This window comes from Synechococcus sp. R55.4 (assembly GCF_047461935.1).
GTDB lineage: Bacteria > Cyanobacteriota > Cyanobacteriia > Thermostichales > Thermostichaceae > Thermostichus.
The window spans coordinates 77630-92846 of the sequence record NZ_JANSIF010000004.1 but is presented as its reverse complement, the minus strand read 5'-3'; the positions used below and the strand labels follow the sequence as shown (position 1 = coordinate 92846).

12 protein-coding genes are annotated in these 15217 nt (G+C 60.2%); 3 read left to right on the top strand and 9 right to left on the bottom strand.

The window, feature by feature from the left end; genetic code table 11:
• Positions 1 to 43: 43 nt before the first annotated feature.
• Entirely contained in the window at positions 44 to 949 is a 906-nt protein-coding gene (locus NW842_RS01850) for a hypothetical protein (protein ID WP_414417366.1), read from the bottom strand.
• Between the two features lie 265 nt (positions 950 to 1214).
• On the opposite strand from NW842_RS01850, the gene NW842_RS01845 reads away from it, so the two are divergent.
• A complete protein-coding gene (locus NW842_RS01845) occupies positions 1215 to 2666 on the top strand; it encodes a BCD family MFS transporter (protein WP_414417365.1) in 1452 nt (483 codons plus the stop codon).
• On the opposite strand, the gene NW842_RS01840 is transcribed toward NW842_RS01845, so the two are convergent.
• The 4 genes from NW842_RS01840 to NW842_RS01825 all read right to left on the bottom strand — a co-directional run bounded on the left by NW842_RS01840 (position 2663) and on the right by NW842_RS01825 (position 5803).
• Positions 2663 to 3016, bottom strand: a complete 354-nt coding sequence (locus NW842_RS01840) for a DUF6464 family protein (protein WP_414341972.1) — start codon at positions 3014 to 3016, stop codon at positions 2663 to 2665. The two genes, NW842_RS01845 and NW842_RS01840, sit on opposite strands and share 4 nt — an antisense overlap.
• Before the next feature lie 267 nt (positions 3017 to 3283).
• Complete coding sequence (locus tag NW842_RS01835) at positions 3284 to 4786, bottom strand: DUF697 domain-containing protein (RefSeq protein WP_414374293.1); 1503 nt, start codon at positions 4784 to 4786, stop codon at positions 3284 to 3286.
• A gap of 210 nt (positions 4787 to 4996) precedes the next feature.
• Positions 4997 to 5194: a hypothetical protein gene (locus NW842_RS01830; RefSeq protein ID WP_414356846.1), complete on the bottom strand. Its 198-nt coding sequence runs from the start codon at positions 5192 to 5194 to the stop codon at positions 4997 to 4999.
• Between the two features lie 57 nt (positions 5195 to 5251).
• Positions 5252 to 5803 carry a fasciclin domain-containing protein gene (locus tag NW842_RS01825; protein ID WP_011434299.1) on the bottom strand — a complete coding sequence of 184 codons (552 nt, stop codon included), beginning with the start codon at positions 5801 to 5803 and terminating at the stop codon, positions 5252 to 5254.
• Positions 5804 to 5962: 159 nt separating this feature from the next.
• Between NW842_RS01825 and NW842_RS01820 the strand changes: the two genes are divergently transcribed.
• Positions 5963 to 7732, top strand: a complete 1770-nt coding sequence (locus NW842_RS01820; protein ID WP_414356844.1) for a phospholipase D-like domain-containing protein — start codon at positions 5963 to 5965, stop codon at positions 7730 to 7732.
• Between the two features lie 306 nt (positions 7733 to 8038).
• On the opposite strand, the gene NW842_RS01815 is transcribed toward NW842_RS01820, so the two are convergent.
• Complete coding sequence (locus NW842_RS01815; RefSeq protein ID WP_414356843.1) at positions 8039 to 9016, bottom strand: acetyl-CoA carboxylase carboxyltransferase subunit alpha; 978 nt, start codon at positions 9014 to 9016, stop codon at positions 8039 to 8041.
• 136 nt (positions 9017 to 9152) lie between these two features.
• Here NW842_RS01815 and NW842_RS01810 point away from each other — a divergent pair, with 136 nt between their 5' ends.
• Positions 9153 to 9704, top strand: coding sequence for a hypothetical protein (locus tag NW842_RS01810; RefSeq protein ID WP_414408734.1), 552 nt, complete (start codon positions 9153 to 9155; stop codon positions 9702 to 9704).
• On the opposite strand, the gene NW842_RS01805 is transcribed toward NW842_RS01810, so the two are convergent.
• Genes NW842_RS01805 through NW842_RS01795 form a run of 3 tightly spaced genes read right to left on the bottom strand, consistent with a single transcriptional unit; the run spans position 9680 to position 15176 of the window.
• Positions 9680 to 10162, bottom strand: a complete 483-nt coding sequence (locus NW842_RS01805; RefSeq protein ID WP_099812950.1) for a hypothetical protein — start codon at positions 10160 to 10162, stop codon at positions 9680 to 9682. The two genes, NW842_RS01810 and NW842_RS01805, sit on opposite strands and share 25 nt — an antisense overlap.
• Before the next feature lie 3 nt (positions 10163 to 10165).
• Positions 10166 to 12937: a hybrid sensor histidine kinase/response regulator gene (locus NW842_RS01800; RefSeq protein WP_011434294.1), complete on the bottom strand. Its 2772-nt coding sequence runs from the start codon at positions 12935 to 12937 to the stop codon at positions 10166 to 10168.
• A gap of 1 nt (position 12938) precedes the next feature.
• A complete protein-coding gene (locus NW842_RS01795) occupies positions 12939 to 15176 on the bottom strand; it encodes a methyl-accepting chemotaxis protein (protein WP_414329978.1) in 2238 nt (745 codons plus the stop codon).
• Positions 15177 to 15217 lie beyond the last annotated feature (41 nt).

Below are 15217 nucleotides of genomic sequence, written 5' to 3'. Positions count from 1 at the left end.
CGGGGGGTATTCCTCAGGGCTTTGCGGGATACCGCCTTCCTGCTCAGAGATAGGCAGGATGCGATCGCTTCTTTCCTAAACCATGTTCAGGAGAGTTCAGCGTGAATGTATCAGGTACTTGGATCACCATCACCAGGTTCAGGGCTTCTTCTGCTACTTCCGCCGAATGGGGATCTCTGGGGGTTGGGTTGGCGGCTTGCTCGGCCCGAAAATCGCTGAGGCGCTGCCCGGTGAGGCTGGCCCGTTCACCGTTTTGATTGAAGAAAAGGCGCTGGCCCCAAATAGCCCCGCCCACCCTATCTTCGGTGCGGTTCTCGATCACCGTAATGCTGGTGCCCTCGCGGGTGGCCAAGATTGCCAGCACGGCTGGGTTACCGGGATAGGATTGGTAGTTGAACAACACCGGGTTGAATTGGGCAGAGCCCCCGGCAGGGATGGGCAAAAAGGCAGCTTGGGCGCTCACCAACACATGGCTATCCCGTGGAGCCAGCAGGGAGTTCCGGTTGCCGGCCCAAGAGCCGGGATCATGTAAGTAGCGGCGCAGATTCCCCAGCAGCTCTCGCAGCGACACGGGTTGCAGGGGTTTTCCTTTTTCGTTGCCCACCAGCACCTGTAGGCTATCGAGGGGCAGGTCGGCAGACAGATCGGCAAAGTTGGGGTAGCGGATCACCGGCATCAAGCTCAGCTCGTAGTGACCCGTTCTGGGGTTGAGCTGGTGTACCTGGATGGTCATGTCGCTGATGTTGGGGCCAAGGGCAGATCCCTTGTGGCGTCCGGTATCTTCCCAGGTGATGTTGACGATATCCAGCCCATACTGCTTTGCCAAGGCTCGCGCTTGCGGATCCCAGGTCATGGAAATCGTCTGGTCAATCACCTGCCTGTAGGCCAAGTACTCTGCCCACTCTGAAGGCGAGGGGGAAGAAAGGGACTGGTGGAGGGGAAAATCCATAGGGGTTGCCTGAGAAGTAGACACCATCGGCGGAGCGGCCAGGGAAATGCCCACCCAGCTCAGTGAACTCAGCAGCCAGGGGATGGGGGCGCGTATAGCAATATTCCTGAGGATTGGAAATTGGGGGACTATACCCTGACAATAGCTCCCAAAAGGGGAGAGGACGTGGCGGTTTCACTTTTGGCAACCCCATGCTTTTGCCGGGATCCCAGGCTGCCTGGGCTACGATAAAAGGCTGTAGCACCCTTTCGAATCATTCCAGATCATGGCCAATATCCGCCGGGATCCCGAGGTCAACGCTTCTGTAACTTCAACTTCTCCAGAGCCTCAGGCGCAGGTTCAGCCCTTGCCGCTGCATGTCATGTTCCGCCTGGGCCTGTTTCAAATGGGCTTGGGAATGATGTCGCTGCTCACTCTGGGAGTGCTGAACCGCGTCATGATCGACACGGATCTGCTGGCCATCCCGGCAACGGTGGTGGGGGGATCCCTGGCCATGCACCAGTTGGTCTCCCCGGCTCGGGTTTGGTTTGGGCAGCTCTCGGATGCCAAGCCCCTGTTTGGCCTGCATCGCACCGGCTATGTGCGTCTGGGATCGGTGCTGTTTGCGGTCTGCATCTTCCTGGGGGTGCAGGTGGTGTGGGGTTTGGGGGAGAGCTTTGCGGCCACGGGTTGGTCTGGAGCCACCTATGGCTGGGTAGGCTTGGCCTGTTTGATGTTTGCCCTCTATGGTCTCTGCCTCAGCGCCTGCTCCACGCCTTTTGCGGCTTTGCTGGTGGATGTGTCAGACGAGGACAACCGCTCTAAGTTGGTGGGGATCGTCTGGTCTATGTTGATGGTGGGGATTGCCGGCGGGGCCATTGGCTCGGCAGTTCTGCTGCGGGGCTTGGATCCGGACAACCTGCAGAGCACCATTAATCGCCTCTTCATCATCATTCCAGCCGTGGTGATCCTGCTGGGGGTGGTTGCCACCTGGGGGGTGGAAAAGCGCTATTCCCGCTACGGATCCCGTTCCACCCTGGCCGGACGGGAAGACCAAATCACCCTTGGCACGGCCATCAAGGTGCTGACCGCCAGCCGCCAAACCCTGATCTTTTTCGGCTTCTTGGTGTTGATGACCATGGGCCTGTTTATCCAACAGCCGATCCTAGAACCCTACGGCGGCGAGGTGTTTGGCATGACGGTGGCCCAGAGCACCCAGCTCAATGCCTTTTGGAGCCTGGGTATTTTGGCAGGGATTGTGCTGACCGGATTTTTCATTGTGCCCAAGCTGGGCAAACAGACAACGGCCCGTCTGGGCTGTCTGCTGGTGGCCATCTCTTTTGGGCTGACCATTGCATCAGGGTTTACAGGCAATCCACGGCTGCTGCAGCTGTGTATGATCCTGTTTGGTTTGGCTTCTGGGATCACCACCAATGGCGCCATTACCCTCATGTTGGACTTGACGGCAGCGGAGACGGCAGGCACCTTTATCGGGGCTTGGGGTCTGGCCCAGGCCATGTCCCAGGCGGTTTCCACCTTGCTCGGCGGGGCTTTGCTCGATTTGGGGCGCATTCTCTTCCCCACTTCTTCAGTGCTTGCCTATGCCACCGTCTTTGGGGTGGAGGCAGCGGTGATGTTGCTGGCCGTGTATTTGCTGGGACGGGTGAGCGTGGCCGAGTTTCGCGAAAACACCAACCGTGTGCTCACCCAGGTCATGGCTCTGGAGTTGGAGGGCTAGCAACGCGGGGCCGACTCGTAGTGGGGGCAGCCCTGACAGGGCCCGCTGGGGTTGACGGCACAACGCAGCAAGGGCGAGTGAGCATTAAACCGACAGGAGGGATCCCCCAGGCAATTCCCTGCTTCCTGCGGTGGGTTTACCGAACGCACCAAGGCGCGGATCCCACACAGGTGGTATTTGCCTTGCCGGAGCCGGTAGGAATGACGCTTTTCCAGAACCAGGTAGTGCTGCTCTGCCAGTTGGACGTAGGTGCCCGGATGGGGACTGCTCTCCCAAGGGCATTCTTCCACCACCTCTCCCGAATCCGCGTCGATCCACTGAATGGGCAAGGTCGGGTTGATGGAAGACATAAGGCGCAAACGGAGCCAGTTTAGGGCAGCAGACTACAAAATGATGGACTGGGCTTGACTTGTGATTAACAAATTGTGCAACTTTTTCCGGCAACACTGAGTATGGCTGGTACAAATGTTCTCTCTTGTGTGACCTGGAGCCTGCTAATCTACAGAACTTCTACAAAGTTAAGTTAGAAAAAGCTGTACTCAGTGTAATGGATTTTCCGCAGCGGGCGGAGAACGGGATAGGTTGGGCCTGTGGCGGCGAAAAGATGGATGCTTCGACTAGCTGTTGGAATGGGCTTGGCGGGCCAGTTGGGTGAGAAAGGCCAGAGGATGACGGTTTTGGAGCTGCTGCCTAATCCGCTCTTGCAGGATTTCCTCTTGCCAGGGATCCCCGGAAGACAGCCACTCTAGGTAACTGAGCCCCGCCACCCGTGTCAGATAGGCCCCCGTCACTGCCTGCAGGGGGATCCCCATCACCATCAAGGGGCTGGCCTTGAGCAGAGAGCCCAAAGCCTGAGTAGCCAGCTCCAGCCCCCCCAGTTGCACCACCATTTGCGCCAAACTCTGGGCAATTTGCTGGGCCCGGCGCAAGGTAATGCGTCGGTCAAACACCTGGTGCAGTTCCCCGATCATGCGTGCCTGAATGGCTACTCCTGCCAGCACATCCAAAGCAGGAAGAGGGGTTGCCGCCAGGGCAGCAGCGGTGGCCCACTGCATCCGTTCCACGATCTGACGACCCTGCTGGCAGCGCTCCTCCTGTAGGGCCTGTTGGGCAGCTTCGGTCAAGGTTCGGGTTTGCAACAGAGCATTGGCCAAGCGCAGGTGGGATCCCTTCTGCTGCAGCAGTTGAGCCATCTGTTGGATGAGGGCCTCCGTATCGGGGGGCTGCGGCTCCCAAGTTTCCCGCACAGAGCCATCTTCGGAGTAGTAGCGAACCTTCAGGGGTTCTGGATCGGCGGCGATGGCCACCACCTGTTCGGCGGGGATCACACCGGCAGTGCGCCGGCGCAAATGGGTCAAGATGGTCTCCACATCCTCCGGCAGCATCTGATCGGTTTTGTTGAGGGCCAGGATGGTGGATTTGCCCAGCCGGGCCAGCTCCAGCATTTCGGCATATTCCGAAGCCAGCAGATCCCCGGCCACCACCAAGATCAGCAGATCGGCTTTCTGGGCTAAGGCGCGGGCTTCCGCTTCCCCTGCCCCTCCAATCGTCAGCAGCCCAGGTGTGTCAGTGAGGGAAATGGGGCTGTTCAAGCCCTCCAATTGGTAGGTGTGGATGGATCCCTGCTGGGTGGTGCCCAGGGTGGGGGCTGTTTCGCCCACTGGTCGGCCCATCAAGGCATTGATCAACGAGGTCTTGCCGGCGGAACTGGTGCCGAACACCACCAGATGCAATTCCTCCTGGTTAAGCCGCTGATTGATCTCTTGCAGCTTGGCACGCAGGGCACGGCGACTGATGTCATTCTGCAGCTTCTGGATCAGGCGATCGGCATCTTCCAGATCGGCTTGCACCTGATTCCGAGTTAACTTAACCCGCCGCAGCGGTTGTGTCCGCTGACTTGGAGCACTTTGCCGTCGGCGAGCCTGCTGCCACCAATGGCGCGCTGCCAGACCTGCTGCTGCTGTCCCCCCAAGGATGGCGCCCACCACCAGATCCGCAAGAGGCTCGGAGTGGGGAGCCACGAAGCTGTAGATCCCGCTAACCCATTGCAGATATTGGCTCAGGGCCGCCAAACCCAGCCCTGCCCACAACCACACCCAAGTGGAGCGCGACAGCACCATCCCAACCCACAGCCTGCCCAGATCTCCAGATCAAAAAGCCAAAATCGACCGGTCATCCCAGAGGACAGCCCCCGCTGTCAACTGAATCTGCAACCGCTTCTCCAGCATAGGGCTTGCTGTAGCTGAGCATACAATTTTGTCAAGAGTTTTGCTGGGGATCAGCCACCCGCAAGTAAAAGAGGAAGGGGAAGCAGGAAGTCAAAAACACCCTCAGCTCAACCGGCCAAATGAGCCAGGGATCCCCAACAAAAGCCTAAGTCCCTCTCCCAGAATCCCTGGCGGATCCAGTGGTGCCGGCAAAAATTGGCCGCCGCGATAGTCCAATAGCTGCACCAGCAGCAAGTAGCCCACCCCCAGAGTAATGGCCAGGATTCCTGTAACAATGGCTACCCACTTCGGCCTTTCCACGCCGGGCCTCCTCGGTCAACCGCCGAACTTGACTTTATCCTATGATGCCCGAAACCCCTAGCGAGGCGGGATCAAGACGGTGTCGATGACGTGGATGATGCCGTTGGAAGCTTGAATATCCGCGGCGATCACGTTGGCGTTGTTGATGCGAATCCGTCCGCCCTCAAGAAGCGTGACGGTGACGGGGGATCCCTGCAAAGTCGTTACCTGCTGGCCGGATCTGAGGGCACTGGAAGGAGCCAAGCCAGGAACCACGTGGTAAGTGAGAATGCGCACCAGCTCTGCCCGGTTCTCAGGTCGCAGCAAAGATTCCACCGTGCCAGGGGGCAAAGCGGCAAAAGCAGCATTGGTGGGAGCGAATACCGTGAAGGGACCTTCCCGCTGCAAAGTCCCCACCAAGCCCGCTGCCTGCAGGGCCGTCACCAAGGTACTGAAGTCGGGGTTGGCGGCGGCAACGGCGACGAGGTTGGGCAGCGGCGTAGGGCTGGGAGAGAGAGTTGGGGTAGGCGTCGGCGGGGCAATGGCCGTATCGCTGCTGGAACTGGCACAGCCTACCAAGGCTAAGCAAGCAGCCGCCGTCAGCCCAAGGGTGAGGGCTTTGTAGTTCATAACAAAAGTTAATACTCTAAAACATTTGTCATCATCTTAGGGGTAGCAGCCGCTCTCGCACGGTTAGCTGTAGAGCAGAGCAGGGATCGCCTTCGCGTAGAAGTGGCTGCGATAAAGTTCGGTATCCTGGGGGTGTGATTGCTGGAGAGGAGAAAGGCCATGAACGGGATCCCGTCGTGGTTGCGGCAACTCCGCCGCTGGCTGCCCTGGGTTGCTCTGCTTCTCGTTCTGGTCTTGATCGGCTACTGGGTGGGTCCTCGGCCCAGACCCTACCCCCAAGAGCCGGAGCTGCCCACCCTGGCCCCTCTGCCGCAGCACCCCCGTATCCGGGTGGTGTTCAACCAAAGCCGCGAGAGCACCTATCGGGATCCCTACCGCCAGATCCGCCGCTACGGCTACAACCTGGAAGAGTTGATCATTTCCCAGATTCGCTCCGCTCGTCAGTCGGTGGATATTGCCGTGAAAGAGCTGAACCTACCGCTCATTGCCCAAGCCCTAGTGGAGCGACGACAGGCCGGGATCCCGGTGCGCTTCATTACCGAAAACACCTACGTGCGGGCCTGGCACCAACTCACCCCTGACCAAGTGCGGGCGCTGGACGAGCGCAGCCGCAGCAAGTTCGAGGAGTACCGCAACCTGGTGGATGTGAACCGGGATGGACGGTTTTCGGCTGAGGAGGTCGCCACGCGGGATGTGTACGCCTTGCTGGATGGAGGCCAGGTGCCCTGGCTGGACGATACCGCCGATGGTTCCAAGGGCAGTGGCCTGATGCACCACAAATTTGTGGTGATCGACGGGCAGAAAGTCTTGACCGGCTCGGCCAATTTCACCCTCTCTGATATTCACGGGGACTTTGATGCGCCTGGCAGTGTCGGCAATGCCAACCATCTGCTGCTGCTGGACAGCCCGGAGCTGGCCCGCCTCTACACCGAGGAATTCGATCTCATGTGGGGCGATGGCCCCGGTGGCTTGACCGATAGCCGCTTCGGCGTGCAAAAGCTCAAGCGTCCCCTGGAAACGGTGTACATTGACGATGCCATTGTGAGGGTTCACTTTTCTCCTGCCAGTCGCTCCCTGCCCTACGAAGCCACCTCCAACGGCATTATTGCCGCCACCCTGGCCCAAGCCCGGCAACAGGTGGATCTGGCTCTGTTCGTCTTTACGGATCCGGGCATTGCCAACCAACTCAGGCAACTGCGCCAGGAGCGCAACGTAGAAATCCGCGGGGTGTTCGACCCCGGTTTTGCCTTCCGAGACTACAGCCGCACCCTGGAGATGTGGGGGCTCCTGCTGCCCGGCGAAGACTGTACCGTGGATCCAGCCCGCCTGCCCTGGACAACGCCCGCCCAATCGGTGGGGACACCCAACCTGGCCCTGGGGGACAAGCTACACCACAAGTTTGCCCTCGTCGATCCTGGCACCGCCAACGCCACCGTGATCACCGGATCCCACAACTGGTCGATGGCCGCCAATCACGTCAACGATGAAAACCTCCTGATCATCCGCAATAGCCGAGTGGTGGATCACTTTGTGCGGGAGTTCGACCGGCTCATTGCCGATGCCCGCTTTGGCCCCAGCCGCCGCCTGCAACAACAGGCAGAAGAGGGATCCCGTCGCTGCCCCAATCCTGTCCCTGCTGCGGCTTCCCTACCTGAGCCGGAGCTGCTGGAAGTCGAGGTCGTTCTTCCTCCTGAGGCGGGATCCCCTTCCCCGTCGGTTGCTTTTCCGGTGGCGTCTCCTGGGGGATCCCCTCGCGTTAACCTGAATACGGCCACGGCGGCGGAGCTGGAACAGTTGCCCGGCATTGGCCCCGCCCTGGCGCAGCGCATTATCGAGGCCCGCCCCTTCTCCTCTTTGGAGGATCTGCAACGGGTCAATGGCATTGGCCCAGCCCGGATTGAGCAACTGCGGGATCGGGTAACCTGGTAGGAGTTAGCCCCCTCTTGGTCAGGTTGAGGGCGCGGAGTGCTTTCGGAAGTTCATCCCAGAGCAGCTCCTAAAGGGCCTCTCCCCTCGAATAAACCCCAAATTAAACCCCAAATATAGCCCAAATATAGTCATTTCAGTTCAAACCAGGACACTGCACCCACGCCTAAAATGTTGGTCGCATCGGCGTTGCAGAGCAATAATGCAGGGGGCCAAAAGGCTTTTCAAGGACTCCGTCCCGCTGGCGCGATCAATGGCCCAGGTGTCTCACCCTAATCTGAAACGACTATAAATCAGGGATGCATAAGTCTATTCAGAAAGCTCCAGAAACGCTCCCATGCGGCGAAACTTTTGGTAGCGCTCCTCGCGCAATTCTCGCCCGCTCAGGCTAGAAAGTTCCTTGAGATGCCTGAGAAGAGCCTCTTTGAGGGTTTGAGCAGCTTCCAAGGGCGCGCGGTGGGCGCCGCCAACCGGCTCTGGCAGGATCTCGTCGATCACCTCCAGTTGCAGCAGGTCTTGGGCGGTAATGCGCAGGGCTGCCGCCGCTTGGGGAGCCTTCTTGGCATCCTTCCAGAGAATAGCCGCGCAGCCTTCCGGCGAGATCACGGAGTAGACGGCGTGCTCGAACATCAGGATGCGGTTGCCCACCCCAATGGCCAAGGCTCCGCCCGATCCCCCTTCGCCGATGACAGTGCAGATGATGGGGATCTCCAGCCGGAAAAGGGTCTGCAGGTTGGTGGCAATGGCCTCTCCTTGGCCCTCGGCTTCCGCCTTAACGCCTGGGTAAGCCCCCGGCGTATCGATGAAGGTGAGCAGGGGCAGGCCGAAGCGGTGGGCATGTTCCATTAGCCGCAGGGCTTTGCGGTAGCCGGCGGGATTGGGCATCCCAAAGTTGCGGTGGATGTTGTCTTTGGTGTCGCGACCCTTTTGGTGGCCTAGGATCATCACCGGCTGATCCCCCAGCTTGGCCAACCCGCCCACAATGGCTGGATCGTCCTGGCCGTGGCGATCCCCGTGCAGCTCAAACCAGTCGTCACAGATGGTCTGTACGTAATCCAGGGTGGTGGGGCGGCGGGGGTGACGGGCCACCTGGAGCCGTTCTACCGGCGTGAGCTGGCTGAAGATCTCACGGCGCAGCTCTTCGGCTTTGGCTTCCAATTGGCGAATTTGCTCAGAGGCATCGATGTCGTTTTCTTCTGCCAAGGCCCGAATTTCCTGAATCCGTTGTTCTAGGGCGGCGACAGGCTGCTCAAACTCCAGCAGTAGGCGGTCGTTGGACTTGGTCATGACCGGTTGGCTAAATTTCGGGAGCGTGCTGTGACCGGCAGAGGCTGCACAGATTTCGGGGTCAGGCTTTGATCTTCTCACATGTAGATCCCGTAGGCTAGAGGGAGCAATCCCCCTACTGCCCAAGAGGGATCCCTTGTCTGCTTCTGTCTCTTCTCCCCCTTCACCCCTTCCCCCCTGGCTGCGCTGGGGGGTGGTGGGATCCGTCGTCTTGGCTATCGGGGTGGGAGCCTTTTGGCAATACGGGCGGCCTGAGCGACAAATCCGCGTCCACACGGAGAGATTGCTGCGGGCGGTGGAGCAGCGCAACTGGGATCAGGTGGAGATGCTGGTCTCTGAGGCCTATAGCGATGGTTGGGGCCTGGATAAGCAGCGGGCGCTGGCCTACAGCCGCGAGATCTTCGGGCAATTTTTTCGCTTGCGCCTCCAACCCCAAGCGCTGCAGGTGCAGCTCGGCCCAGGGGATCCCAGTCGCCAAGGACAGGCCACTCTCTGGTTTGTGATCGAGGGATCCGGCGGCCCCTTAGCCAACCTGACGCGGGATCAGGTGAACGCCTTGGAGCAACCCTTCCGATTGAATTGGCAGCGACGGGGTGGGGAGCACTTCCGCTGGGAGCTAACCCGCGTGGAGAATCCAGAACTGCAACTGCCCCCTCTCCCCGCTCAAGAACAGACAGGCCAGAGATGAGGGTCGAACACCAACAGGGGGAGCTGGCCTTCGGCTGGCGGGATCCACTGCACAATACCCCGTTGGCGGGCCTGAGCTGCATAGCGGCTGGGGAGAGGCTGCAACTGGGAAGAGGGCAGACGGCGCAGGAGGGGCTGAGTGGGAATGGGCAGAGCCCCTGTTTCTGGGTTGTCGATCTGGTCGGACAATCCGTCCTCAGAACTGCCTGGCTGCAACAGAATAACCCCTTCCGGTTGAAAAGGGATCCCTCGGCCCAGCAACAAACGACCGGTATCCAAAAGCTGGGGGCCGCCCTCCTGAGCAAGCTGAAACTCTGCCCAGCTAAAAACTCGCCGCGCCCGATCAACAGGGAGGCCGAAGCAGTAGGAGCCCAGTTGGAAAGTAATCAAGGTCTGCCGGTTTCTCAGTTGTTCTTGCCGAGCCAGACGACGCAGGCGCAGAGGGGAAAGCAGGGGCATGGACTACCTCGCCATCAAAACGCCGGTGGAAGGTGCCGAAGAGGCTGGTTGCAGCAGTTGCCGCAGCTTTTGGATCAGCTCCTGTTCCTGGAAGGGCTTGGAGAGGTAGGCGCTGGCTCCCAGCCGCTGGGCCAGTTGGCGGTGTTTCTCGCCACTGCGGGAGGTGAGCATGACCACGGGAAGCTGGTCATACAGGGGGTGGGCACGAATCTGGGCCAGCAAGCCAAAGCCATCCAGCCGCGGCATTTCAATGTCGGTAATCACCGCTCGGATGGGAATTCCTCTCTGCAAGTGCTCGAGGGCCTCTTGTCCGTCGCGAGCCTGTTCAACCCGGAACCCTGCTCTTTCTAGGGTCATGGCCAAGAAGCGGCGCACGTTGACCGAATCTTCCACCACCAGCAGGGTGGGCTGGGCGGCAAACCTGGGCTGGGGAAGGGGATCCCTTGCCGACTGACAGGGCTGATCCCGCTGGGCGAGCAGCCAGCTCAAGAGGGCAGGCGGATCCACGAAAAGAGCGATTCGCCCATCGGCCAAAACCGTACAGCCGGAGAATCCCGACGGCAGAGGCAGACCTCCCTCCACCGGGCGCAGAGTTACCTCTTGCTCCCGCCAAAAGCGATCCACCAACAGGCCATAGGGCCGGTTGTCTTCTACCACCAGCAGCACCACAGGTCGGTCGAGAAGGGGGGTCTCGTCAATTTCCCGGCGAGGCTGCCAGCGCGCGAAGCGAAACCAGTGGCCCACAGGAATTAAAGGGATCTGCTCCCCTTCCCAGAGAAAGGAATCGGCAGGCAACTGCGGGGGGATAAGCAATTCTTCCACTGCGTTGGCCGGAAAAGCCAACATCAACCCCTGGCATTCTGTCAGCAGCACGCGGGTGACGCTCAAAGAAACGGGCAGAGTGAGGGTAAACAGCGTGCCCCGTCCCGGCCAAGATTCCACCTGCACCTGGCCGCCAATTCGTTGCAGGTTGGTGCGTACCACGTCTAGACCCACTCCCCGTCCAGATAGCTCGCTGACTCGCTCGGCGGTGCTGAAGCCCGGCTGGAAGATCAACTCCAGCAGCTCCTGGGAGCTGGCCTCAGCCAGGTCGGCAGCGGAAAACCCTATCTGCAAGGCGCGGGCCCGGATTTTATCCAGACAGATCCCTGCCCCATCGTCTCGCACCGTGATCAGAGTGCGGTTGCCCCGTTGGCTGGCGGCAATTTCGATGAGGCCCTTGGCCGGCTTGCCCTGGGCCAGGCGGGTGTCTGGAGCCTCGATGCCGTGGTCAAAGGCGTTGCGCACCAAGTGCAACAAGGGATCCGCCAAGGCCTCCAAAATCGAGCGCTCGATTAGGGTGGATCCCCCCAAGACCCGCAGCTCCACGGGCTTGCCATGGGCTAAGCTCAGCTCCCGCAGCGCTCTGGGGAAGCGATCCGTCAAATCCGATAGAGGCTGCATGCGCACCTGGTCGAGACGGGTTTGCATTTGCCTGGAGAGGCGGCTGAGCTGGCGGGCGCTGCCTTCGGTCTCCTGCAGGGTGGTGTCGATATCGTGGGTTACCTCATCAATTTGCACAACGGTTTCCATCACCTCTTGGGTCAGCAGGTGCATCTCTCCATAGCGATCCATCTCCAAGAGGTCAAAGGTATCGGCCAAGGTCAGGCCGGGATCCCCTTCTTTTTTCAAGAGCACAGAAGCAGGCACGGTGGCAGCGACGCGGTCGTAGCTGCTGCGCAGGCGGCTGTTGGTTTCTTCTAGAGTGCGAACCCGCCGTTTGAACAAGCTGACCAGCTCCCGCAGCCGTTGCAGGCGACTGTTTAAGCGGTTGCGCTCCCCTATGAGCTCTCCCAACAGCTCCCCCAACTGTTCCAGAGGGCGAGCCGGCACCCGTAGCATCTCGGCAGCGCTTTTGGCCCCGGCTGGAATCGAATCCGGCAGCTCGGTGGCTCCTGCCATTGCAGGGGGAGGGGCTTCTGGCGGGGGGGAAACTGGAGGCTCTGCCGGATCCCAGGAGCTGGGGAGAAGAGCGACCTGACCGACCAGCACCAGGGCCTGCGAGCGTCGCCAAGCTTGTAAAGCCGCCTGAGCAACGGGCAACACCTGCTCCTTGGCATTTGGCGGCAGCGTCTCCAGAGCTTGGACTACTGAGCCGCACAGGGTGGCAAAGGCAGGCAGATCCAACATTTCCCCCAGCGCCCCCAGCTCTTGGGCAGCAATGAGAAACTCCTCCCGCAAACAGGGCTGCTCGGGGTGGGCCAGCACACCTTCCAACCGCTGCAGACAGGCCTCCACCTCGGTTGCAAACAGCAGCACCCGCATATCGCCCCCGGCCTCTGCTGCCAGGACTTGGACGTTGTCCTCAGGCTGCAACTCTCCCAACTGCTCTCGCAATTGATCGAAAAGAGGCTGCACCCGCTCTGCCAGCCAAGATTCGTCCAAAAGCCGCTGCTGGCGGTGCTGCTGGGCTATTTGGCGCATGCAATCCAACGCCGCCAAGAGGTTGCGCTCCACTGCGGGGTCGGCTTTTTGGGGATCCACCTGCAAGATCTTGAAACCATCTTCCAGGCGATGGGCCAAGTCGCTAAGCACCGGAAAGCCCATCATGGCCGCCCCGCCCTTGATGGAATGAGCAGCCCGCAGCAAGCGATCCAAACGGGGGCGATCCAAACTCTGGGATCCCAGGCCCAACACCCCTGCCTCCAGGGTGTCGAGGTAAGCCTGGGCTTCGTCCAAAAACTGCAGCCTAACCTGCCACTCGCGTGGGTCGAGGGAAGTGGGATTCGGCCCCATGCTAAACCGCCTCCCCCACCTTGAAGGTGGACACAGAAGTCTGCAACTGACGGGCAACCGCCACCGTAGCCTGGAGAGAGTTGGCCACCTGCTGCGAGGCTGCCGCCGTCTGGGCGGCAATGTTGGCGATTTGCTGCATCAACTGGCGCACCGTTTGAGATGCATCTGCCTGGGCATCGGTGGAGCGGGCAATGGCCTGAAAGAGCTGGTTCACCTGCCGCGAGACTTCCACAATTTGTCCCAGGCTCTGCTTGGCTGCTTCCACCAAGCGGGTTCCCTCCACCACCTGGCCGGTGCTGGTTTCCATCGCCTGTACCACCTCGCCGGTTTCCCGTTGGATCCCTTCCACAATGCGCTCGATCTCGCGGGTGGCTTCTGCCGACTGGGCCGCCAGTGCCCCGACTTCCTCGGCGACCACCGCAAAACCTCGCCCTTCTTCGCCGGCACGGGCTGCCTCGATACTGGCGTTCACCGCCAAGAGGTTGGTTTTCAGCGCAATCTGGTTGATCAAGGACACCACCTTGGAAATCTGCTGGGAAGATTCCCCCAGCCGCTTCACCTTCTTGGCCGTTTCGGCCACCGTTTCCCGCAGTTGCAGGATGTTTTGCACTGTGCGATCCATAGTCAAGCTGCTGTTGATGGCCGTGGCGGCGGCAGATTCGGCAACGGTGGCGGCCTGTTGGGCTTTATCGGCTACCTCCTCGATTGAGAGCGTCATTTGCTCGACAGAGCGCAAGGTCTCTTCGATTTGGGTGGCCTGTCGGAGAGCGGCTTCGGCCAACTCGCGAATGGCTGCCTCGTCACGACCAATGGATTGGTTGACTTGACCGGCGGCCTGCTGCACTTGAATCACGATGTCGCGCAAGCTCTCGATAATGACGTTGAAAAAGTCCGCCATGATGCCAACTTGTCCGGCTGTTAGCTGCGCCCGCACCGTGAGATCCCCCCGCGAGGCTTCTGTGACCTCGCTGATAAGCTGCAGCAGCTCTCTTTGCAGCGCTTCCGACCGCTCCCGTTCCTGGGCGGCCACGGCTTTTTGCTCCAGCGCCCCCAGGTTACCCAAAGCTTGACCCAGGCGGTTGGCCAGCTCTGCCAAGGTTTTCTGTTCTTCGTCAGACCAGCTCTGGCTTTGGGCGCGGCCTATTGCCAAAAAACCGTAAAGCTCATCGCCACGCACCACCGGCGCTATCATCTCGGCTTTCAGTTGGGCTGTGGCCAGCCTCTGCAGGTAGTCGGCGCCCAGATCTGGCCTAGGCACCGGGCCAAAAGCGTAAACTTGCCCGCCGTGGAGAGCCTGCTGGATCGGAGCCGGGATCCTGCGGAGGAGGGTGCCCAAGGTGTCGGGCAGGCGGCTGTCGTGAGATTCAGCGATAACCTGCGCCTCTTCGGGAGCGGTCAAGCGATAGAAGGCCACTCGTTCGGCACCGAAGCGCTGGCGCATCTCGCCCAACAAGTCAGTTAGGGGATCGATCAGCTCTTGCTCTTGGCGAATCCGGGCAATATCGGCAAACCGCTGGGCCAGTCGGGTGTCGGAAACTTGTCGCTCGTAGGTGGCGTTGCGTTCCCGCACAAAGTTGCGCACCAGGATCAAAATGATCCCCCAGCTCAGCAGCAGAATCGGGAAGCTGATGCCGGAAAAGATCAAAGCCTGCAGCAGATCTTGCTCGTAAAGCTGGACGCTGGCCTGAATGTTGCTGCGAATGGCCTCCAGGGTTTGGTTGATCCCTTCGGCGTAGATGCGCTTTTGCTCTTCGTACTCAGGGCTGTGCAGCAAGTTGAAAGCCCGTTCCTGCTCGCCGGCCCGAATCAGATCAAAAGCCTGCACTTCCCACTCCACCAGCTTGATGTTGGCTGCTGTGGTTTTGGCTGCATAGGCTTCGTAAGAGGCGGGATCCAATTGCTGAATCTCCGCCAGCACCTCATCCAACTGAGGGACATGGATGTTGTAGCGCTCTTCCCAGGACAGATCCCCGCTGGCAGCGGCCATGCGGGCAGACATGGTCAAGACTTCATCCAAATAGATCACCTGATCGCTCAGGTTTTGCAGGGTGAACTGCCGCGAGATCGCCGGCTTGAACTCGAAATAGGTGCGGGCTACGCTGCCGGCAGAGACGGCAAACAGCAGGGAGCTGATGCCCAGAGGAAAACTGATTGCCAGGGCCAGGCGGGATCCCGCGACTTTGCGTTGGGGCCGGGAAGATGGAGCAGGCCTGAGAAAGAGGGGACGGAAGGAAACCATAGAATTTTGCCTTTAAGTGAGGGTAAGTCGGGGAAAAGGTC